14 protein-coding genes (1 of these 14 running past the window's edge) are annotated in these 22,571 nt (G+C 68.3%); 9 read left to right on the top strand and 5 right to left on the bottom strand.

Annotated elements, in window-relative coordinates; all coding sequences use genetic code 11:
• Positions 1-23: 23 nt before the first annotated feature.
• Together KGD87_RS08365 and KGD87_RS08360 are read right to left on the bottom strand one after the other, a co-directional pair.
• The gene (locus tag KGD87_RS08365; RefSeq protein WP_284666936.1) at positions 24-1,439 is read right to left on the bottom strand and encodes a dihydrolipoyllysine-residue succinyltransferase component of 2-oxoglutarate dehydrogenase complex; all 1,416 of its coding nucleotides are present in this window, start codon (positions 1,437-1,439) and stop codon (positions 24-26) included.
• 111 nt (positions 1,440-1,550) lie between these two features.
• Positions 1,551-2,948: an esterase/lipase family protein gene (locus tag KGD87_RS08360; protein ID WP_284666935.1), complete on the bottom strand. Its 1,398-nt coding sequence runs from the start codon at positions 2,946-2,948 to the stop codon at positions 1,551-1,553.
• A 316-nt stretch (positions 2,949-3,264) separates the two neighbouring features.
• Here KGD87_RS08360 and KGD87_RS08355 point away from each other — a divergent pair, with 316 nt between their 5' ends.
• Positions 3,265-4,479 carry a threonine aldolase family protein gene (locus KGD87_RS08355; protein WP_284666934.1) on the top strand — a complete coding sequence of 405 codons (1,215 nt, stop codon included), beginning with the start codon at positions 3,265-3,267 and terminating at the stop codon, positions 4,477-4,479.
• Positions 4,480-4,502: 23 nt separating this feature from the next.
• On the opposite strand, the gene KGD87_RS08350 is transcribed toward KGD87_RS08355, so the two are convergent.
• Entirely contained in the window at positions 4,503-5,810 is a 1,308-nt protein-coding gene (locus KGD87_RS08350; protein ID WP_284666933.1) for an MFS transporter, read from the bottom strand.
• A 96-nt stretch (positions 5,811-5,906) separates the two neighbouring features.
• Between KGD87_RS08350 and KGD87_RS08345 the strand changes: the two genes are divergently transcribed.
• The 4 genes from KGD87_RS08345 to rtcA all read left to right on the top strand — a co-directional run bounded on the left by KGD87_RS08345 (position 5,907) and on the right by rtcA (position 10,150).
• Positions 5,907-6,518, top strand: a complete 612-nt coding sequence (locus KGD87_RS08345; protein ID WP_284666932.1) for a YdeI/OmpD-associated family protein — start codon at positions 5,907-5,909, stop codon at positions 6,516-6,518.
• A 119-nt stretch (positions 6,519-6,637) separates the two neighbouring features.
• Positions 6,638-6,841, top strand: a complete 204-nt coding sequence (locus tag KGD87_RS08340) for a hypothetical protein (protein WP_284666931.1) — start codon at positions 6,638-6,640, stop codon at positions 6,839-6,841.
• A 134-nt stretch (positions 6,842-6,975) separates the two neighbouring features.
• Entirely contained in the window at positions 6,976-8,913 is a 1,938-nt protein-coding gene (locus KGD87_RS08335) for a CocE/NonD family hydrolase (RefSeq protein WP_284666930.1), read from the top strand.
• A 154-nt stretch (positions 8,914-9,067) separates the two neighbouring features.
• Positions 9,068-10,150: an RNA 3'-terminal phosphate cyclase gene (rtcA, locus tag KGD87_RS08330; RefSeq protein WP_284666929.1), complete on the top strand. Its 1,083-nt coding sequence runs from the start codon at positions 9,068-9,070 to the stop codon at positions 10,148-10,150.
• 19 nt (positions 10,151-10,169) lie between these two features.
• Here the strand turns inward: rtcA and KGD87_RS08325 are convergent, their stop codons facing one another.
• Positions 10,170-10,493, bottom strand: a complete 324-nt coding sequence (locus tag KGD87_RS08325; RefSeq protein WP_176421411.1) for a hypothetical protein — start codon at positions 10,491-10,493, stop codon at positions 10,170-10,172.
• A gap of 78 nt (positions 10,494-10,571) precedes the next feature.
• Here KGD87_RS08325 and sppA point away from each other — a divergent pair, with 78 nt between their 5' ends.
• Entirely contained in the window at positions 10,572-12,389 is a 1,818-nt protein-coding gene (sppA, locus tag KGD87_RS08320) for a signal peptide peptidase SppA (RefSeq protein ID WP_284666928.1), read from the top strand.
• A 25-nt stretch (positions 12,390-12,414) separates the two neighbouring features.
• Entirely contained in the window at positions 12,415-13,464 is a 1,050-nt protein-coding gene (locus tag KGD87_RS08315) for a lipid A deacylase LpxR family protein (RefSeq protein WP_284666927.1), read from the top strand.
• A 72-nt stretch (positions 13,465-13,536) separates the two neighbouring features.
• Here the strand turns inward: KGD87_RS08315 and KGD87_RS08310 are convergent, their stop codons facing one another.
• Positions 13,537-14,523 (bottom strand): peptidylprolyl isomerase, encoded by a 987-nt coding sequence (locus KGD87_RS08310; protein ID WP_284666926.1) that lies wholly within the window; start codon positions 14,521-14,523, stop codon positions 13,537-13,539.
• Between the two features lie 154 nt (positions 14,524-14,677).
• On the opposite strand from KGD87_RS08310, the gene KGD87_RS08305 reads away from it, so the two are divergent.
• Positions 14,678-15,610 (top strand): peptidylprolyl isomerase, encoded by a 933-nt coding sequence (locus KGD87_RS08305; protein WP_284666925.1) that lies wholly within the window; start codon positions 14,678-14,680, stop codon positions 15,608-15,610.
• 76 nt (positions 15,611-15,686) lie between these two features.
• On the top strand, positions 15,687-22,571 hold the start of the coding sequence (locus KGD87_RS08300; RefSeq protein ID WP_284666924.1) for an Ig-like domain-containing protein. It continues 25,167 nt past the right edge of the window; only the first 6,885 of its 32,052 coding nucleotides appear in the window; it begins with the start codon at positions 15,687-15,689; its stop codon lies off the right edge, out of view.

Genomic DNA, 22,571 nt, shown 5'->3' with positions numbered 1-22,571 from the left:
CCCGGGTTGGACGTTCGACGACGTTAGAGCACCAGTCGCAGCGTCGCGAAGTACGACGCGTCAATCTCGTCCCGAAGCCCGTCCTGCTTCTTCTGGTAGCGCGCGTAGCGGGCGCCAATGGCCACGTCGTCGGTGAACCAGTAGGTGCCGCCCACGTTGAGGAACGTCTGGAGCGTGCGGGTGATGGGCTCGCTCGACGGCGTCTCGCCCGTGGGGGCCACGAAGCCGGGCGAGCGGTCGGAGACGCGCGCGAACTGGAAGCCGATGCCGGACCGGCCGAGGACGTTGATGTCCATGCCCGCGGAGACGGTGGTGGCGGTGTAGTGGGTGTCGAGCAGCTGGTCGGCGAAGCCGGGCGCGCTGTTGACGACGTCGTTCTGCACGCGCGCGATGTTGAAGAAGGGCGTGATGAACAGGGGGATGCCCACGTTCGTATGCAGCTTCAGCATCACGTTGCCGCGCAGGTTGTTGCCACGCAGCAGCGGGTCGGTGCGTGACGACGTCTGGTAGTTCACGTCGAACACCTGGGCCAGCGCCTTGAACTCCACCAGGTCGTTCGCATAGGTGAGGGACGGGCTGAGCACCTGGAAGTGCAGGTCGTCATCGGGCTGGCCGTTGCGGTAGTTCGCCAGGGGCCGCTCCCAGAAGCGGCTGCCGCCGCCGAACGAGCCGCCCACCTGGTAGGAGCTGGAGGTGCTGAGCGGGTTGGCGGCGGTGAAGCCCATGCCCACGCGGAAGCCGTTCCATTCATAGGCCGCCTGGGCGCCCTGGCCCCGGTTGAAGCCGCTGTAGAGCAGCGGATCCCGCGTGTACTTGTCGGCCAGCAGCGTGTCCGCCACGTGGGTGGAGATGAAGTCCACGCTCGCGGGGTCCAGGACGATGCCCGCCTCCAGGATGGTGTTCCACCGCTGGAGGCGAATCACCTGGTCGCGAACACTGAGGGAGGCCGTGCCTTCCCACACGCCCGAGCCGTGCGCCTTGATGTTGCGCTCGAACTCGCTGCGGAACGAGACGTACGAACCCAGGCGGCCCTCGAAGCCGAAGCGCGTGAGCGCCAGCGTGGTGGCGCGGCTCTCCCGGTTGCGGTTGAGCGTCTGGATGAGGTTCTCCACGTGCACGCCCCCCGCGATGGCCAGCACGGGCTTCACGTAGAACGTCTCGTTGCCCACCGCGATCCGCGGCCGGATGACGGGCGGCGGGCGGGAATCCACCACTTCGGTGGTGCCCGCCATCTCCTCGGGTGTGGAGGCCGCCAGCGCGTCCTCCTGGGGCGCCTGGGTGACGGGCTCGCTCCCGGAGGGCGGCGTCGCCGCGGTGGCCTCCGGCGGGGTGGGGACCTCCGAGGATGCGGGCGCGGCGGTCTGGGCCCAGGCCCCGGGTGATGCGCCCAGGACAACCGCGCACAGGGGGGCGAGGACGGGGAGTCGCTTCAGCTTCATGGACAGGCTCGAGGAGGAGGCGCGGTGACGTGAGAGGCCGCCGCCGCGGGCCCGCGTTGGAGGGGAGGGGGCGCGGGCCCGCGACGGCGACCAGAAGGGGCGGGCGGCGCGTTACTCGGCCAGGTAGCGCATCACCAGGTCCATGCCGGCGTTGGAGCGCATGGAGCCGAAGTGGTTGGCGATGAAGCCCTTGTTGAAGTAGCCGCTGGTGTCGTAGTCGTTCAGCGTGGTGAGCGTGTTCGTCACGCAGCCGTCCATCTCGATGCGCGAGGCGGCCTCGGACACGTAGAGGTCCTGGTAGTTCCGGCCCTGCTCCTTGTCCGTCATGGTGATGGTGTAGTAGCGGACCACGTTTCCACCGCACTGGCCCGTCTTGCCGAAGGCGTAGTCGCCGTCCGCGCAGGGCGTGCTGAAGAGGTCGCGCGGGCCGTTGAGCGGCTTGTGGAAGTACGTCTGGACGTAGTTGGAGCGGCTGCCCATCTCACAGACGATGGTGCCGCGCATCGTCGGGTTCCGTGCGCACAGCTCGCCCAGCGCGGGGTCATAGGTGGACACCCCGTGGTTGGCGCCCGAGCCCATGATGACGTGGCTGACCTGGGTGAAGGGATTGAAGCTGCCCGCCCGGCCATGAGTCCAATCGACGTAGAGCCGGCGGAGCGCGTCGCGCGCCACCGTCACGCCCAGGGAGTGGCTGATGAGCGCCACCTTCCGGTTGGGGTTGTTCTGCATGACGGCCTTCACCATCGACTGGAGGATGGGCGTGGCCCAGCCATGGTCGATGTTGCCCGACGAGTTCTGCGTCTGGCTGTTCTCCGCCGGGTCCACGTTGGTGACGATGTCCGTGCGGAAGTCCACCGCCAGCACGCGGTAGCGCTGGGCGATGAGCCGCTCCGCCAGCTGCTCCCGCGCCGTGCTGTCCGCGGTGAACTGCACCTGTTCGTACGCGGTTTCCACGGTGGTGCCCGCTGGCAGGAGGAACTTCTCCCAGGTGTGCGGCCGGGTGGAGTTGCCGTGGACCAGGATGATGATGGGCTTGGTCGTGTCCTCGTTGTTCTGGATGTACTCCTTGGCCGCGCAGGGGAAGCCCTCGATGACCGCCCGCTGGCCGTTGATGAACCCGCTGGTCGCGTTGGGGCCGCCGAAGGCGCTGTTTCCCGTCCACTTGCCGTCGTTGTTGCCATCGACGTACGGGGTGGTGCCCGCGGTGTTCGCCCTGTCGTAGTAGAGGTTTTCGATGGAGCAGCCGGGGTGGTTGGTGAGCGGCCGGTAGTGGCCGTCGTAGCTCTGGTAGTTGTCCCGGTTCTGGGGCACCGTGGTGGTGATCTCCGCCATCTCCGGCGCGTCCGTGATGGGCCAGGCCGTGATGTCGATGCCCGCGGCGGTGACCTCCGCCGTCTTCGCGGCGATGCGCTCCCGGCAGGCCACGACATCGGCCGGCGTCGGGTTCGTGGGCGTCGGGTCCTCGCCAGGCTCCTGGTTCTGGCACGCCAGACCCCACAGACCGATCACCGCAGCTACAGTCCGCACACTCATGCGACGTGTTGCCATTCGCTCGCTCCGTTTCAATCGCTGACAGGGATGGCGATCCGTACCAAATGCCACGCCAATGAATCAAATCAGACTTGAAGGGTGATTCATATTTCGGTCGCGCCGGCTCCGGCCCATGGCGTCATCGCAGCGCGTCAGGAGTTGAATGGTGATTCAGTATTCCAATCCTTCAGTCAACTGAGGGGCCGACGTGCGCGTCGCGCCGCGTCAGGTTTGGGCTGGGTGAGTCGGCGTTGCGGTGCGTCATGTATTGGGACCTGCGGTAGGATCATGTCCCATGAGTCCACGTCACCTCAGCCGGAGTGAGTTCCTGGCCCTGACCGGGCTGCTTTCGGGGTCCGCGCTCCTGCCTCGCGGCGCCCAGGCGTCCGTGCCTGCCGCGCCAGCTCCGAAGGTGACGGTGGCCACGCCCGTGTCTTCCGCGGCGCTGCGGCGGAGCTGCCGGGCCGCGCTGTCATCTGGAGCGCCGGTGGACCCTGGCGCCGAGCTCATCCGCATTGGCGAATGGGTCCAGAGCAACGGGCTGGACAAAGACTTCTACGGCAACGGCGCGTTCGTGCAGGACTTCGAGGCGCGCATCGCGAAGCTGCTCGGCTGTGAGGATGCGTGCTTCATGCCCACGGGAACCATGGGCCAGCTCATCGCGCTGCGCATCTACGCGGATGCCAGTGGGAACCGGAACGTGGGGGTGCACCCGTCGTCACACCACGTGTTGCACGAGAACAACAGCCACGAGGTGCTCCACGGACTTCGTGACGTCCTCATCGCGCCGTGGAACCGGCCGCTGCGGGCCTCGGACGTGCGCGGGGCGAGAGAGCCCCTGGGGACGGTCAGCGTGGAGCTGCCGGTGCGCTGGCTGGGCGGTCAGCTGCCCACGTGGGCGCAGTTGGAGGACCTCAAGCGGACCTGCCGTTCGAAGGGCGTGCAGCTCCACCTGGATGGGGCGCGGCTCTGGGAGTGTCAGCCGTTCTATCAGCGCGCCTACGCGGACATCTGCCGGGGCTTCGACTCCGTCTACGTGTCCTTTTACAAGACGGTGGGCGCCATTGGCGGGGCCATGCTTGCCGGCAAGCGTGAGTTCATCCGGAGCGCTCGCACCTGGCGGCACCGCCACGGGGGCAACCTCTATCAGATGCTGCCGTACGTGGCCTCGGCGGCCATGCGGCTGGATGACGCGCTGGCGCGAATCCCCGAACACGTCCGGCGCGCGAAGCTGCTGGCGGACGCGCTGGCCGCCGATGAACGCCTGAGCGTGCTGCCCCATCCGGCGCAGACGAACATGTTCCGTGTCTACCTGCGGGGCGACCCCGTCGAGCTGTCCGCCCGGAGAGATGTCATCGCGCGCGAGGACAAGGTCTGGGTGGCCAACGGCTTCAGCGCCACGCGCGTGCCGGGTGTCTCGGAGACGGAGCTGCAGGTGAGCGACGAGCTGAGCGACCTGACCGAGGAGATCGCGGCGAAGGCGTTCCGGCGGCTGCTGGACGCGGCCTGAGTCCAGCGGCCTGTCGAGGGCCCTCAACTCGCGGGCGCCGTTATGGGCTCCTTCGTCCTCGCGAAGGACTCCAGGCGGTCCACCCGCCGCAGCTCGGGGAAGGCCCAGGCCCAGAGCGCGACCACCGCCAGCGTGCCCACCGCTCCCGCGACCACCGCGGGCACGGCGCCCACGTACTCAGCGAACCCGCCCGCGCGGAACTCGCCCAGCTCGTTGGAGGCGCCAATGCACATCATGTTCACCGCGCCCACGCGGCCGCGCATGTCGTCCGGGGTGGCCATCAGCTCCAGCGTGTGGCGGACCACGACGCTGATCATGTCCGCGGCGCCCGCGATGGCCAGCGCCGCCAGCGACAGGGGCAACGAGCGGCTCATCCCGAAGACGAGCGTGGCCGCGCCGAAGATGGCGACCGCGATGAACATCTTCCGGCCGGTGTTGCCGCCCAGGGGCCGCATGGCCAGGAAGACGGCGACCACCGCCGCGCCGAACGCGGGCGCACAGCGCAGCAGCCCCAGGCCCCAGGGTCCCGTGTGCAGGATGTCCCGCGCGTAGATGGGCAGGAGCGCCACCGCGCCACCGAAGAGCACGGCGAACAGGTCCAGGGTGATGCTGCCCAGCAGCAGGCGCTGCCGGCGAACGAAGCCGAGCCCCGCGACCAGGGTCGACAGGGAGAGCGGCTCGGCGGACGCGCGCCCGGTCCGCACCTTGAGAGTGAGAATCCAGACGACGGAGAGGGCACACAACGCCGCGGAGGCCGTGTAGGCGCCCGTGGCGCCGGCCCAGCCATAGAGGATGCCGCCCACGGCCGGGCCGCCAATGGTGGCCACCTGCCAGGTGGTGGAGTTGATGGCCACCGCGCGGGTCAGGTGCTCGGGCGGCACCAGATGCGGGGTGAGCGCGGAGCCCGCCGGAGCATGGAACGCGCGCGCCGCGCCGAACAGCACCAGGACGCCATAGACGAAGCGCACGTCGCGGATGTGACCCAGGGTGAAGGCGAGCAGCAACAGGCTGCAGACCCACATCACCGTCTGGCACACCGCCAGGATGGTCCGCCGGTCCACGCGGTCCGCCACCTGGCCACCCACCAGACACAGCGACAGGAACGGCACGAACTGCGCCAGGCCCGTGTACCCGAGCGCGAGCGCGCTGCCCGTGAGCTCGTAGACCTGCCAGCCGATGGCCACCGACTCAATCTGGACGGCCAGCACCGCGCACAGGCGCGCCAGCAGATAGAAGCGGAAGTCGCGATGTTGGAAGATGGAGCGCCCGGAAGCCGCGGCCTGATGAGTCATGCTCGCGGCGCTGTAGTCCACGGGCCGGCCGCGCGCCACCGTCTGATGGTGTCGGCTCCCGAGAGGGTAGGGGCCTGCGTCCTCCGAAGGGTGTTGGCGAAACGCTGGGGGGGCGTGCTATCCGCTGACGCCGCCATGAGCCCGACGAAGAAGACCGCCGCGAAGAAGGCCCCCGCCGCTGAGCTCCCCACGATTGCCTTCGCGTCGCCCGTGGCGTGGGCATCCTGGCTCGAAGCAAACCACGCCTCGTCGCGCGGCCTCTGGCTGAAGCTGGCGAAGAAGGGCTCGGGCATCGACTCCGTCACCTACGCCGAGGCGCTCGACGTCGCGCTCGAGTGGGGCTGGATTGACGGGCAGAAGAACGCCTTCGACGACACCGCGTGGCTCCAGAAGTTCACGCCGCGGGGCGCGAAGAGCGTCTGGTCCAAGATCAACTGCGAGAAGGTGGAGGCGATCATCGCCGCGGGCCGGATGAAGCCGTCCGGCTTGGCGGTCGTGGAGCAGGCCCGGAAGGATGGCCGCTGGGATGCGGCCTACGCCTCCCAGAGCAAGGCCACCGTGCCCGAAGACCTGGCGCGCGCGCTGGCCGCGAACGCCAAGGCGGCCGCGTTCTTCGCCACGCTCAACGCGGCGAACCGGTACGCCATCCTGTGGCGCGTCCACACCGCGAAGAAGGCGGAGACGCGGGCTCGGCGAATCGAACAGTTCGTCGAGATGCTGGCCCGGCACGAATCGCTGGACGCTTGAGCCGGACGGAGACCTGGCAGGTCCCCTCACGCAACTTCATCCTTTTTCACGAAAGGGCGCCTGGAGCCCATGGCACGGTGCTTTCAGCGGCCACGCATCCGCCAAGGGGAAGCCAATCCATGTTGCTCGACATGTACCTGTACTTCGGCCTGCCACTGCGGCCCGCGCCGCGCCGCGCCGTGTCCCAGGCCTCCGGACCTCGCACGTCCTCCACCGAGCGCACGGCTCCGGGGGAGCAGGCCACGTCCGGAGCGCGCGTCTCGGAGCGCAAGGCGGCGCCCCAGTTGACGGTCATCGAGGGGGGCGCGGCTGACGTGCGATGAGCGGGGTGGAGGTGGGCACCTTCACCTGCTTCTGGCTGGACGACGGCGGGGATGCGCGGCGCTGATTCCGGGAACAAGCGGGCCGCTGGGGTGTTGCGGGCCGTCCTTCCAGCGTCATCGTTCCTGGAGCGTGCATGCATCTCGTGACCCGATGCCTCGCGGCTGTCCTGCTGGCCACCGCCGCAGGCCCGGCGCAAGCGCAGTCCACCCCGCCAGCCCCGAAGCGCCCCTACAGCATCTCTCCCGAGCGCACCGAGCGCGTCCGCTCGCGGTACACCAAGTTCGAGTACCGCATCCCCATGCGGGACGGGACGCGCCTGTTCACCTCCGTCTACGTCCCCGCGGACGCGTCGCCGGGGAAGCGCTATCCCGTCCTCCTGGTGCGCACGCCGTACAGCGTCGCGCCCTATGGCGTGGACCGGTATCCCCCCGCGCTGGCGCCCACCGAGGCGTTCGAGAAGGACGGCTTCATCTTCGCCTTCCAGGACGTGCGCGGCCGCAACATGTCCGAAGGCGAGTTCGTCAACGTCCGCCCCCACAAGCCGAAGAAGGCCGGGCCGAAGGACTTCGACGAGAGCACCGACACGTTCGACACCATCGAGTGGCTGGTGAAGCGCGTGGCGCACAACAACGGCCGCGTGGGGCAGTGGGGAATCTCGTACCCGGGCTTCTACGCGTCGGCGGGCGCCATCGACTCGCACCCGGCGCTCAAGGCCGTGTCGCCGCAGGCCCCCATCGCCGACTGGTTCTGGGATGACATGCACCGCCACGGCGCCTTCAACCTGGCGCTGGCGTTCAACTTCTTCTCCACCTTCGGCAAGCCCCGGCCCCAGCCCACGGACAACGAGGAGTGGCAGCGCTTCGAGCACGGCACGCCGGACGGCTACCAGTTCTTCCTGGACCTGGGGCCTTTAGGCAACGCGGACGCGAAGCACCTGAAGGGGGACGTCGCCTTCTGGAAGGACGTCACGGCGCACCCCAACTACGACAGCTTCTGGCAGGCGCGGAACCTGCTGCCGCACCTGAAGAACATCAAGGCGGCGGTGCTCACGGTGGGCGGCTGGTACGACACCGAGGATTTGTACGGCCCGCTGCGGACCTACGCCGCCATCGAGAAGCAGAACCCCGGCATCTCCAACAGCCTCATCATGGGCCCGTGGCCGCACGGCGGCTGGCAGCGCGGCGGTGGCGAGTCCCTGGGCGACGCGGACTTCGGCTTCGCCACCAGCGAGGCCTACCAGACGCTGGCGCTCGACTTCTTCAAGCACCACCTCAAGGGCGGCGCGAAGCCGGACGTGCCGGAGGCCCTGGTGTTCGAGACGGGCGCCAACCGCTGGCGCCGCTTCGACACGTGGCCGCCCAAGGGGCTGCGCGAGACGCGGCTGTACTTCCAGCCCAAGGGGGGGCTGGCCACGACGGCGCCGAAGACGACGGGCGCGTCCTTCGCGGAGTACGTGAGCGACCCGGCCAGGCCCGTGCCGTACACGCAGGAGATGATGACGGGCTGGAGCAAGGACTACATGACGGAGGACCAGCGCTTCGCCGCGCGCCGGCCGGACGTGCTGGTGTTCGAGACGGAGCCGCTGGAGCGCGACCTCACGCTGGCGGGCCCGCTGGAGGCGGAGCTGTGGGTCTCCACGACGGGCACCGACGCGGACTGGGTGGTGAAGCTGGTGGACGTCAACCCGGGCAAGGTGCGCGGGTGGCGCAAGGGTGATGAAGAGAAGGGAGCGAAGAACCGGGGCCATCAGCAGACGCTGGTGCGCGGCGAGCCCTTCCGCGGTCGGTTCCGCGACAGCTACAGCGAGCCCAAGCCCTTCAAGCCCGGCGAGGTGACGAAGGTGCGCTTCGTCATCAACGACGTGTTCCACACCTTCCAGCGCGGGCACCGCGTGATGATTCAAGTGCAGTCGAGCTGGTTCCCCTTCATCGACCGCAACCCGCAGACCTACGTGCCCAACATCTTCGAGGCGAAGGAGGAGCACTTCACGCGCGCCTTCCACCGCGTCTACCACTCCGCGGCGAACCCCAGCTCCATCAAGGTGGGCGTGCTGCCCGCCCTGGACGAGTAACGCGAAGGGCACTCCCACGGGGAACCCACCATGCGTCACGCCATCAGGGCTGCTTCTGTGCAGCGGTGGAGGGACGGGTGTTCTCCTGGGGGTGCCAGCCTTGCGTTCCTGTTAGCCTGATTGTTCACGCGGTGGCACCCGAGACGGGAGGGACATGACCGGCACCCAGGGGCCCGACACCGGGCAGGTGCGGCTGGATGGGAGTGAGGGCGAAGGGGGTGGGCAGATTCTCCGCTCCGCGCTGTCGCTGTCCCTCATCACCGGCCGCCCGTTCCACATCACGCGCCTGCGCGAGCGACGTGATCCGCCTGGTCTGCGTCCCCAGCACCTGGCTTGCGTGCGCGGCGCCGAGGCCCTGTGTGGTGGCGGCGCCTCCGCCGAGGGCGCCACCGTCGGTGCGTCTGAGCTCGCCTTCACCCCGGCCCCCGTGCGCGCCGGCGACTACCTGCTGGAGGTGGGCACCGCGGGCAGCACGCCGTTGCTCTTCCAGTGCCTCGTCTATCCGCTGGCCCTGGCCGGCGGGGGGCGCCTGACGCTGCGAGGCGGCACGCACCTGCCGCACAGCCCCAGCTTCCACTACATGGCCACCGTCTGGCAGCCGGTGGCGCATGCGTATGGCCTGCCCGTGTTGCTGTCCCTGGTGCACGCCGGCTTCTACCCGGAGGGCGCGGGGGAGATTGTCGCGGAGGTGGGGCCGCCGCAGGAGCCACCCCGGCTGGTGGAGCTGCCCGCGCGGGGCATGCTGCGTGAGGTCCACGTTTCGTCCTTCACCGGCGGGCTGCCCTTCACCATCGCCGAGCGTCAGTCCCGGGCCGCCGTGGGGGCGCTGCGTGAGCGCGGCATCCTGGCGGAGGCGGACAACCGCCCGCTGGCGGTGACGCGCTCGGTGGGGACCGTGACGTTCGTGCTGGCCCAGTTCGAGCACACCATCGCGGGCTTCACCGCGCTGGGAGAGCGGGGCCGCCTCGCCGAGGACGTGGGGCGCGAGGGAGGAGAGGCGCTGGCGCGGTTCATGGAGACGGGTGGGGCGCTCGACGAGCACCTCGCCGATCAGATCCTCCTGCCCGCCGCGCTGCTGGCCGCCGGGCGCCTGGGACCGGCGTCACCGGGCACCACGCGCTTCACGGCGGCGCGAATCACCGACCACCTCACCACCCACGCCCGCGTCGTGGAGCGCTTCCTTCCCGTGCGCGTCACGGTGGAGGCGGGAGGTTCGGTGGAGGTCCGGCCCGCCTGACGTCCGGGCCGGAGGCGGCTCAGGCGGCTTCGTCGTCGCCGCGGTTGGAGCCGAAGGTGTTCTGCCCGGCGATGGTCTTGGACGTGTTCCGGTAGGCGCGGAGGCCGAAGGGCACGGCGACCACGAACACGAGCCCCGCGAGGCCCACGGCCATCCACGGAATCGGCTTCTGCTTGAGCTGGACGTCCTTGCCGTAGGAGTTGAGGTTGTTGCCCATGGCGCGCTGCTTGGCCGCCTCACGCTCCTCGGCGGTCATCTCGCGGGGGGCCTGGAACTCCTGGACCTGCTTGCGAGGTTGGGCCAGCGCGGCACCACCCGAGCTGAGCGCGAGGACGAGGAGCATCCGGGGAACGAGGTATCGCATATGGCTGGGGAGGCTATCACGACCCAACGGAAGGACTGAACAGGGCTTGCACCCCGAGTGAGCGTCCATTACGGGCCGGAGACCCACATCTCCACTCCGGACGCCATGCTGCGCCTGCCCTTCATCGTCCTCGCCAACCTGTACCTCCTCCTGGTCTCCCTGCTGGGCGCCCCCTTCCGGATGATGGCCGCCAGCCACCGGCCCGCCTACGTCCGCTTCCGGCTGACGGGGGATCCGCCGTACCGCGAGCGGCGCCGCCGCCGGTTGCAACTGGGGGGAAGCCGCCCCGAGCCGTCGGATGTCACGTCCGTGGAGCGCCTGCGCGAGTCGTTGGAGCTCCTGGCGAAGGACGGCCGGGTGAAGGGCATCCTCCTGGAGGTGGAGGACCTGGCCGTGCCCGCGGCGAAGCGGGATGCGCTGGTGGCGGTGCTGACGACCTTCCGGGCGCAGGGGAAGCGGGTGGTGGGCTGGGCGGTCCACGTGGACAACGAGGGGTATGCCCTCCTGTGCGCGGCGGACGAGGTGCTCCTGCCCCCCATGGGCCGCGTGGAGCTGGTGGGCTACGCCGCGGAGGCCACCGCCCTGGGCGAGGGCCTGTCGCGCGTGGGCATCCGGCCGCAGTTCATCCGGCGCGGGGATTACAAGACGGCGCCGGAACTCTTCACCCGGCCCGCCGTTTCGGACATCCAGACGCGGACGGTGGAGTCGTTCCTGGATGAGCGCTACGCGGACCTGGTGGACGTGGTGGCGCGGGGGCGGCGGAAGACGCCGGAGGAGGTCCGGGCGCTGATTGACCAGGGGCCCTTCAGTGCTCGCCGGGCGCTGGACGCGGGGCTGGCGGACGCGCTGGTGAGCGAGGCGAACCTCCCCGCGCACCTGGGCCTGGTGAAGCCGGGGGACGGGGAGGAGGAGACGGAGCTGGAGCCGATGGCGACGTACCTGTCCACGGTTCCCTTCCCGCCGGTGCGGTGGAAGCGGCTGCGGCGGAACCCGCGCGTCGCGGTGGTGCCCGTGTCGGGAATCATCATCCCGGGTAAGGGGGGCAGTGGGAAGATGGCGAACGCGGAGACGGTGGTGAAGGCGCTGCGCGCGGCGGGGCGGGACAAGCGCTCCAAGGCGGTAGTCGTCTACATCAGCAGTCCGGGCGGGACGCCGATGGCGTCGGAGCAGATGCTGGAGGCGGTGCAGCGGGTGGCGCGGAAGAAGCCCGTCATCGCGTACATGGACCGGGTGTGCGCCAGCGCGGGGTACATGGTGGCGGTGGGGGCGAAGGAGATCTGGTCCGCGCCGCACGCCATGGTGGGCTCGATTGGCGTCTTCGCCGGCAAGTTCGACGTGTCCGGGCTGATGGAGAAGCTCGGGGTCCACAAGACGGTGCTCGTCCGAGGGCGGAACGCGGCCATGCTCTCGTTCTCGCGGGGCTTCACGCCGGAAGAGGCGGCGACGCTGGAGGCGGAAGTCGAGGAGATGTACCAGGCGTTCCTCGACATCGTCGCGAAGGGGCGGGGGCGGACGAAGGAGGAGATTCACCAATTGGCGGAGGGCCGCGTGTACTCGGGCGTGCGCGGGAAGGCCGTGGGGCTGGTGGATCAGGTCGCGGGCTTCGAGGAGACCTGTCGCCACGCGTTGTCGCTGGCGAAGGTGCCGGCGGCGGAGCGGTTCGAGATCATGACCTATGGCGCGCCCAAGCAGCGGGTGAACGTGTTGAAGCTGTTGATGGGGGCGTCCCAGGCACAGACGTATGCGCTGTGCCCCACGGCGTTGGGCCTGAATGGGCTGGGTGGCACGGAGGCGTTTGAAGACAGCGCGCGCTTCGGGGTGGCAGATGTGGTGGGTAGAGTGTTGCCTGATGACCAGTGGCCATTCGGGGGCTGACGGGCGCGAGCGGTAGACTGGAGGGATGCTGACGGCACTCGCGTTGCTGACCGCATCCTGTCTGGCCCAGGCGGAGACGAAGCTGCCGTTCGTCACGAGCCTCCACTTCGAGAATGACGTGCTCGCCAAGAGCGACCGGCTCTACACGAACGGTGTCCGCGTCGAGCACTTCGGGGAGTACGACGGGTGCCGCTCCATCGCGCGGACGCTGCGGCTTCCGGACGGAGTGCAGCACCGGTACCTGTGTGGCGGCACGCTGGCGCAGAACATGTACACGCCCAGCCGGATCGTTCCGTCGCCGGAGCAGGAGGTGTTCCCGGACCCGAACGACCGACCCTACGGGGGCTGGCTGCACGGCGGCATCTTCTTCCAGCACCTCTATGCGGGGAGGGCGCCCGCGGACTCGTCGAGGCTGACGCTCCAGGCCACGGTGGGCGTCACGGGCCCGGCGTCCGGGGCGGCGCAGACGCAGCGGGGGCTGCACCGGGCGCTGAATGGCCTCTTCGGGCACACGGTGGCGCGGATTCCAGTGGGTTGGGAGAAGCAGCTCCCGACGGAACCGGCGTTCCACTTCTCCGCGCTCCGTGAGCAACCGCTGCTCTGGAGCCCCGTGGTGGACGTGACGTGGTCCGCCGGGGCGATGCTGGGCACGGTGTTCGTGAACGCGAGCCTGGGAGGGACGGTCCGTGTGGGCTATCTGGCCCGGCCGTATGGCCTGGCGCCCATCATGCCGTCCGTGGTCAAGGCGCTGGAGGCGCGGCGGGCGCCGGGGGAGGACGCCTCGGAGCTGATGGCCATCCGGGACGAGCGCGCCTGGGAGGCCTACCTGTACGCCCGGGGGCAGGTGCGGGTGGTGGCGAGGAACCTGTTCCTGGATGGCACGCTCTTCCGGCCGAGCCTCAGCGTCCGGAAGGCGCCCATCGTCGGGGACAGCGAGTTCGGCGCCGCCTTCCGCACGGGCGGGTTCCAGTTCGGCCTGGGCATGGTGTTCCGTTCCCAGGAACTGGCCGATCCGCCCAACCCGCTCCTGTCAGGGCATCGGTTCACTCAGATTCAGCTTTCATATCTGCACTGAAGTCTGGGTGGTGAATGACTCGCACACTGAGTCCGGCTCTAGTACCGTCAAACAATCGGCTGTACCTCCTCGTCAGGGACGGCGCGCTTCGCCTTCCTTGGGCGCCGCCAGAGAGGAGGTCCCCAACGCCTCGGGGTTCACCCCCGCCAGAACATCTTCCTTGATCTCTACCTTCGTTTTATCTCGCAATGACTGGACGAGCGTGTCGAGTGCCTTGGCCCGGCGCTCCGAATCCAGTCGCTGAACGATACGCCCCTTCACCTGGTCGAACTTCTGCTCGATCCCCACCTGACGGGCTTGCAGCATGAGCAGGTGAATGCCGACATCCGTCTCTATAGGCGACGAAAGCTGCCCGACGGCCTTGAGCGTGAATGCGGCATCCGCGAGGGTATCGCCTCCGGTGGCGCTCAATTCGTCTCGCGTGCGGAACCCGAGGTCGCCACCCTGCGCCTGGGTGGTGGTGTCCTGGGAATGCGTCCGGACAGCCGCATCGAAGGATTGCTGTACGCTCCCCCCGCGCTGTATCTCTGCGGAAAGCCGTGTTGCCTGTGCAAGTGCCTTCGCCCGCTCTGGACTGCCCCGAGGGGCTTTCAGGAGCAATTGACTGACTCGGACCCGTGCTGGCTTGACGAACTCAGCAAGGTTCGCCTCGTAGTAGGCGCGAGCTCTCTCCTCGCCCACGGTCGCATCTTCGCTGGACTCGGTGTGCGCCTTGACCAGTCGCTGAACCATGACTTTTTCGAGCATGGCAAGGACTTCGGGATCTGAATCCAGGCCACGTCGCCTGGCTTCTTGGACTAGCAATTCAAACCGAACAAGGTTGTCCAGGAATTCTTTCTTCTTTTCTTGAGAGGCATAACGGGTGCGGACGAAGGCCGGCTGCTCGGCAAGCTTCGCTTCGAATTCTTGCTGCGTGATGTTTCCGTCGCCGACAACTGCAACGACAGGTCCTTCGTTTTTTTGAGGGCTTGCTGGCTTTCCTCGATCGCACCCACCCACACCCAGCGTCAAAGATACGGCCAGCGAGGCCGTTCCTACCCACCGAAACTGCCTGACCATCGAGCACTCCACCCTGAAGACTGCACCCAGCGGACTTTCGTCCGAATCCGGTGCAATTGAATGTCATCTATCCGCTGCCGGACAACTGCCTTGCGGTCTTTCTCACGTATAGAGTAGATCGGCAGTCGGACGGAATAGCGGGTACGAAAGCACGATGAAACGCCAGCAGGCGCTGTGGAAGTGGATCTGTCTCTTCAGCCTGCTTGGCGCACCGGCGTGCGAGCGGTCCGTGCCGGCTCCAGCCGGGCCAGCGGCGAACGTCGTCGCTCGCTTCAAGGGCGGTACGGTCACCCGAGAAGAGCTTCTTCGCGAAAGTCAACGGCTACCGCCCAACCTGCGGGCGCGCTTCGAGCAGGGAACGGGGCGCGAAGAGTTCATCCGCGCGATGGTCGACAAGCGACTGCTGGCGCGCGAAGCCGAGCGGCGCGGGTTGACCCAGGATTCGGAAATCCGCCGCCAGGTTCGCGAATTGGAAGAGCGGCTGACCATCCAGGCGATGTTGGCTCAGGAGGAGAAGACCGTTGGTGCGCCCACGGACGCGGAGGCTCGGGCGCACTATCAGGCGAACCTCGAGCGTTTCGCGCAGCCGGAGCGCCTTCGGGTGGCCCGAATCCTGGTGTCGGTCCCTCCGGGCAGTCCTCGTGCGGCTCGGACGGAAGCCCGGCAGCGTGCGGACGCCTTGCGCCGGCGCATCATCGCGGGTGAGCCCGTTGCGAAGGTCGCGGCGGCGGGTGAGGGGCCTGAGAGGACCCGAGGTGGGGAACTGGGGCTGCTTTCTCGCGGAGAGTTCGGTAGCGCGGCCTTGGAAAAGGCGGCATGGGCGCTGACTCGGCAGGGCGAGGCGACGCCCGTCATCGACGACTCGGCTGGGGCTGTCATCTTGGTGCTCCTGGAACGTCAGGCCCCGCGTGTGCCGCCCTTTGAAGAGGTTCGCGAGGCGGTGCTGGGGCAGATGGCACCCATGGCCCAGCGGCGTGTCTTTGAGCAGGTGTTGGCGCGGTTGCGTGCGGAGGCCTCGGTCGAGCTGCCAGTGCAAGGCGCTTCGGCTTCAGCGTCAGCGGGCGCCGATACGGTGTCCCAGCACTGACGTATTCGGGGTGGTGGTCGTGGGCTCGTGGCAGCGACGCGCCGCGGGTGGGCTTCGTCGGATTAGAGGGGGAGCTGTGCTCCTGGATGACCTGAAGCGGGGACTGGCGCTGTTCGCGCTCGTGGCCGGACTCGTAGTCACGGGGACCGCTCACGCGCAAGCGCGCGTGGCAACAGTCTTTCCGTTGACGCCGCTGAGGCCTGGCGTGAGTGCCGTCGACCTGGGCATGTCGGTCGAAGGGGACGTTCGCCAGCTCCGGGTCGCGGTGAAAGCCACATCCGCATCGGCGGGGACTTTGGTGGATGTCCGCGACGTGGTGGTCAACCAAGACCTCGCGGGCGCCGTGCCATTCCATGTGCGGGTGCCCCTTCGCGGCGCGCTTCCCGCCGACGCCGTGGTGGAGATCGAAGCAGCTCCCGCGACGGGGGGAACGGGCACTCCTCTCGCGGCCCGGTATGACTTGACCCACGAGCCCCCGGTGCTGCCCACGGGCGCTGTGCGCGTCAATGCGAGCCAGGACCTGACGCATCTTGTGGTGACTGTGGGGGCACAAGGTCCTGTGTCCCATGCCGAGCTGACGCTCGTGGGGGCCTCGGTGGAGGCGCTGCGGCGGGTGCACGGAAGTCTCAGCGATGCGGAATCCGTGGCCTTCGCCAGCGTGCGCCGGTTGACGGCGCGACCGCGAGAGCAGGCCTCCAGTCAGGTCGACTTCATCGTTCCGCTGCTCGATGGGGTCCAGGTCCCTGCGGATGGTGTGGTGGTGGTCGACGTCGCGGTCCATGACCCGTATGGGCGCGTGGTGAACACGTCGGCCGTGGAGTTCACCAGCGGGCGCGCGTTCGATCCGCTCGTGGGGCTCTCGCTGAGCCCTTCACCCCTGCTGCTCTCGGGAGGATATGGCACCTCGGCGCCCGTGCAGGTGACAGGACAGTTCGCGCTCGCGGGCGACGTCAATCTGAGTGGCTCATTGCAGGGGGTCCAATACGAATCGTCGGACACCTCCGTCTTCGTCGTCTCGGCGGAAGGCGTGGTCCAGGCGCGGAATGATGGAACGGCCGTGCTCACCGCGACCTTCGCGGGCGTGAGTGAGGAGGCCGAGGTCGTCGTTGATTCGGACGCGGACCTCGTCGGCGTGCAGGTGCTCCCGCTGCAACCCGTGGTGGAGCGTGTCGGAGGGACCCTCGCGCTGCGTCTGGAGGGCGTTCTGTCGGATGCGACCTCGCCCGGCGGCGAGCGGCGTGTGGACCTCACGTCAGGAGGCGCGGGCACCACCTGGTCGTCCGACGCTCCCGACGTGGCGACCGTCGGAGGGGACGGAAGGGTGACCGGCCTGCGGCCCGGTGTTGCGCGCGTCCGCGCGGTCCATGACGCCTTCAACGCACACATCGATGTCACGGTGAGCGACGGCGTCCCCACGATTCGAGTAGCGGCTCCGTCCACGGTGACCGCGGGCACGTCCTTTGATTTCCACGCGACCGCGACGGACGACCTCGCGGTGTCCTACGTTGAATTCCTCATCAACGGCGTGCCCGCGGGCCGCGACATGGAAGCGCCCTACTCAACGCGGGTCCAGGCGCCTCCTTACGGCGGCGCGACGCTCACGCTGTCCGCGGCGGTCGTCGACAGCGGCGGCCAACGCACCGAGGCCACGTCAGTCAAGGTGCGCGTCGCGGGTGTTCCCGCGCCCAGCACCCAGCCGGTGGTCGTCGAGCTGCCCACCCCCGGAGCGCTGCTCGTCCAGGGACTGCCCCAGGTGCTCCGCGTCACGAGCGGCGCCTGGATGGGTGGGGGACTCTCGACCGAGGACTTCCAGGTCGTGCGGTACTACGTCGACGATGTCTTCGCGGGCTCTGTTGACCTGCCTCGCGTCGAGGTCCGAAACCATCCCACGACGGGAGAGGTCATCCTGGTGCCCCTCTGGGAGCTCAGCTTCACGCCTCGCCGTGACACCGCGGGGTCCAGCCTGGCGCTTCGGATGGAAGCCCTGGACCGGGGAGGCGCGCTGGTCCGGTCCGACACGCTGCTGGTCCGGGTGGTCGCGGATGCGCCGCCGTTGGTGACCGTGGAGCAACCCCGGAGCGCCACCGCGGACGCGGTGGCTGGGACGCCTTTTCGGGTCAGCGGCAGCGTCAGTGATGATGCGCTGGCCTTTGGCACGCAGGTGTCGCTGCGCGTTGATGGCACCACCGTCGATGCCGTTCGCGTCGCGCGGGGAGGCCTGGGAGGCACCGCCGCCGGGAGCGAGCGCTTCAACCTGACGTGGACACCTGTCACCGCGGATGTGGGCCGGCTCCGTCGGCTCGAACTGGCGGCGACAGACAGCGCGGGACAGCAGGTGTCGCGGCTGTTCAACGTCACGGCCAAGGCCAACGCTCCCCCGCAGGTCTCCATCTTGTCGCCAGCCGAGTCCGCAGTCCTGGTGGGTGGAAGCCGGGTCCGCCTGACCGCGCGCGTAACGGATGACACCTCCGACCCAGTCGAGGTCCGGTGGTCGGTGGGGAATGTGGCGGTCGGCATCTCCACCAACGCGCCCTACGAGGCTGCCTACACCCTGCCTTCGGTGACGACCTCGACCGGACTGACCGTTGCCGCTGAGGCGCGTGACGCCGCGGGAAACACGACCCGGACCCAGGTGAATATCTCCGCTGTCCCGGACACGCAGCCTCCAGCGGTGTCCTTTGTCGTCCCGAAGGACGAAGTTTCAGTCCCCAGGACGCAAGACCTCCTCCTCACGGTGGCAGGACTCGACGATGTCTCCGTCTCGAAGGTGGAGATCCTCCTGGACGGCGGAGTCATCTTCACGGACACCGCGCCCGGAACGAATGGAGGGGTACGAGGTTCTTTCGTCACCCACACCATCCTCACCGCGGCGCAGTTGCAGGCAGCGCCCACGCACGTCCTGAGCGCCAAGGCTTATGACGCCTCGAACAACGTGGGCGTGTCCCCCTCAATCACCATCCACACAAAGGCGGATACGGCGCCTGAGGTGTCGTTCGCACAGTCGACCCCATCCGAGGCCACGGTGGGCTCCCTCATCCATGTCGAAGTGCTCGCCACGGACGACGTGGGCGTGAATTCGGTGGAGCTGTTCTTGGACGGCGAGTCGAAGGGGACGGACACCGTTGCGCCCTTCCGTTTCTCTTTTGAGGTCACGGGCGCTCCGCGCACGGTGACGTTGGAGGCCAGGGCGTCGGACCGGTTCGAAGTGGCGACGGCGTCACGCCCCCTGGTCGTCGTGCCGGACAGCCGCAAGCCGATGGTGACGTTCCGAAAGCCGCTGCCAGGAGCACCCATCTTCGCGGGGCGGACACTGTCCGTGGAGGTCGCCGCCGCTGACGACGTGAAGGTCGAGCACGTGGAGTTGTTCGCGCCCCACAGCCTTGGCGTGGTGACCCAGCGGGACAAGGATGGCCTGTACGAGGTGTTTCATTGGACCGTTCCTGTCGGCGCGAACCTGGCAGGGGAAAAGCTGAGCCTTCGTGCAGTGGCCACGGACTCCTCGGGCCACACGGCTGAACGGGAGCTCGAGGTCTCGGTCGTGGAGGACCAGCCCCCTGTGGTGGCGGTGACCTCGCCCGCTGCGGGAACCTCCTACAAGGAAGGTGAGGACGTTCGCATCGCCGCGACCGTAGGTGATGACGACGGTATCGTGGCGATGGTGGGGCTCTCCGGGGGGCAACGTCAGGGCGACCTCCCCGAAACAGGCCCACAGCTGCCGCTCACTGCTCAGCAGTTCTTTACCGTCTGGGCCCCCATCGTCAGCAGCGGAGCGCCGCCAACCGTGGGGGTGGAGGCGAGGGACACCTCGGGACAGACGCAGAAGGCCGAGGTGCACCTCACGGTGCGGCCCGACACCGAATCACCAACAGCCGACCTGCTTGCGCCCGAGCCACCCGCCACGGGTGACCGGCTGACGGTTCGGCTGAATGGTGCGCTCGGGATGCGCGTTGCGGTCGAGGACGACGTCCGTGTGGCGCGAGTCGAGACCGAGCTCGTCGCGCAAGACGGGACGCTGGTGCCGCTTCCCAGCGGCGCGGCCACGCTCACTGCCAAGGATGCGCGCTACGAGGAGACTCGCGTTCCCAATCCGATTGCACCGGGAGAAATCCTGGTCAACCGGCGCTTCTTCGCGAGCTTCGAGGGCACGCTCAAGCTTCAGGGTGTCAGCCAGGGATTGTATACGCTCAGGGCGCGGGCCTTCGACCCGGCGGGCAACGCCACCCCTACGTCGGAGCTGGCGCTTGAAATCGTCGAGGCCCAGGACAGCGAAGCACCCCGGGTGACGCTGAAGTTCCAGGGCACTCCATCGGACACGTCCTGTGTGGCTGGGGCTCAAATCAAGCTCTACGCCGACGTGACGGATGATGGCGCGGTCCAGTCCTTCTCCGCGCACGCGGATGGAATACCGCTGACCGTGGACGCCTTCGTGCCGTCGACGCGCGTCACGCGGACCTGGGACCTGACCCTGCCCGAGCTGGGTTCGTTTGGCTCCCGGAGCTACACCGCCAAGGCGGAAGCAACGGACACGGCGGGCCGCACCACCCATGCGAGCGTGAGCTGCGAGCTGGTCACGGATGCCCCCGCGGTGGTGCGTTGGGTGCAACCCTCGAGCGGTGGTGGGCTCGTCGAGGAAGCGAAGCAGACCCTCCAGGTGGAGGTTGAAGAGGATACGGGCATCGACGCGGCCTGGCTGCTGGCCACCACTCGAGAGCCCGTGAGCGTTTCGGAGGACGGGCGCTTCTTGCTGCCCACACCCGGAGCCAGTGGGAACATGCACGGCGCCAAGGTCCGGTTGGAGTTCGGCCAGAACCAGGTCTTCGCGGTCGAGGCCGGCCCCACCGCGCTGGAGGTCGAATCCCCCACGACGGGCGTCGTGAGCGGGGCTCCCCAGCACCTCATCCTCCGTGCCGATCCAACCGCGGCGGCGGGCCTCCGCGCCGTGGTTCGCTATGTGTTCTCGGTGGCCCCCGGCATGGAGCAAAGCCCCTTCGTCCAGGACTTCCTGTCCAGGCACCCGGGGGGGCTGCGGCAGGTGGATTTGAGTGAGGCCTCCCATCAAGTCGACCTGACGTTCCCCGCGGAAGTCCGCGTCGAGGACGTCCAGGTGTCGTTCCTGCCGGAGACGGGGACGGAAGCCGCGTCCGCGATTTCGACCGTAGGGATTCGATACGAGGGCTCCTTCGCGCAGGTCCGGGCCTACGCCTCCGGCGAGCGGCTGACGGTGCAGCCCTTCGCAATGACCGTCCAGCCCGGCAAGCGGACCCCCGCGCAGACCGACTTCCGACTACCGGCTGGCTGGCATCCGAGCCCCGTGCGCCTCAGCGTGGTGGCGCGTGATCGCGCTGGCGCGGTGACCGTGGCAGGGCAGGAGGTCACGGCCCTGACCGATACGAAGGGGCCACAGGTCCAGATCACCGCCCCGACAGCCAACACCTCGCTCGTGGCGGGAGTGCCCTTCACGGTCCAGGTGCGAGCCACGGATGAGGTGGACGTCCGCCGGATCGAACTGCTGGTGGATGGGGTCCGAAGAGGACTCCTCGAAGGCCGGGGCCTGCGCGATGCGAACTTCCCCATCAGCATTCCGGCGCCCACGGAGGGTGCGCCAGTCCAGTTGATGGCCATTGCCGAGGATCTCGCCGGCAATGCTTCCGTGGCGCAGCCGCTCTATCTCGAAGTCCATCGAGACAGCAGCCCGGAGGTCTCGTTGTCCCAGCTGCGGTACGACCTGACCGACGGGCGACAGCAGGTCATCTCCGAGACGGAACTTCGAAGCGGGTATGTCCGGCTGCTTCAGGGCGTGCCCCATAGGATTCAGATCAGCGCCGAGGACGACGTCTCCTTGGCGAGCGTCGTCGTGACACACGCCGGGGGCACGCTCCTGTCGGAGTCGCTGTCCGTGGGGACGCGTACCTTCTCTGACTCTGTCACCTTCACGTCGCCTGTCATGGCCGACGGGGCGCCCTCGCTCTTCCAGGTGACCGCCACGGACTCCCTTGGCGCGCAGACGACCCACCGTGTGGTGATTGAGTGGAAGCGTCCGGAGTCGCCCTCGCTGGCCATTGCTACGCCTGCCCCCGGCGCAACGCTCACGGAAGGCAGCGTCTCCCTGGTGCTCTCCACCGTGGCCGCCGATGACACGGGCGTGGCCCGGGTCGAATATTTCGTCAATGGGCAGTCGGCGCTGACCGTCTCCCAAAGCGAGTCGAAGGTCATCAGCGCGGCGCCGCCGGATGGCTCGGAAGGAAGTCTGCCTCAGGCGTACGACCCGGCGCTCCGGGCCGCCATCACCTACCTGCCAATGTCCTTCCAGCAGGACCTGTCGAAGGTCAAGGAGTTCCGGGGCAACATCCGGCTTCCTCCTGGATTCGTGGCGTTGGATCCCAGCCGCCCGGACACCGAAATCACCGTGCGTGCCGTGGCCACGGACTTCGAAGGCCATGACACGCTACGGGAACACGTCGTCCGCGTGGTAGCGGATGTGGTGGCGCCCCAGGCCATCGTCCTCCGGCCTTCGTTGGGCGCGGATCTGGTTGAAGGGAGCGCGGTCGTCGTCGAGGCCGTTGGCATCGACAACGTCTTTGTCGAGGAGCTCGAAATCCTCGTCGGGCCTACGTTGAACCAGCTCCACGTCATTCGGAGCGCGGGCGGTTTCTCCACGGACTCCGCCGGTGAAATGGAGGGCTATTCGTATTCGAGCCCCGTGGTGCGCGCGGAGTTCACTGTTCCTCGGCTGAGTGAACTGGGCGCGGGAGATTCCGCGCCTTACCTCATCGCCGTCCGCGTACGTGACTCCGCGGGCAACTCCAACGAGGACGCCTTGGCGCTTCAGTTGGTGGACGTGGTTCGAGACCGAGAGCCCGCGGTGTCGCTGCTTTCTCCATTGGATGGCAGTCCTGTCGTGGAGCACAGCGCGGTGACCGTCACGGTATCGGCGGAAGACGACGTCGCCGTCACGAGCGTC

Origin of the sequence: Myxococcus sp. SDU36, assembly GCF_030168875.1 — a bacterium.
Lineage (GTDB): Bacteria > Myxococcota > Myxococcia > Myxococcales > Myxococcaceae > Myxococcus > Myxococcus vastator.
Note: the sequence above shows the minus strand (reverse complement) of the source record. Positions and strands in the feature narration are given on the sequence as shown.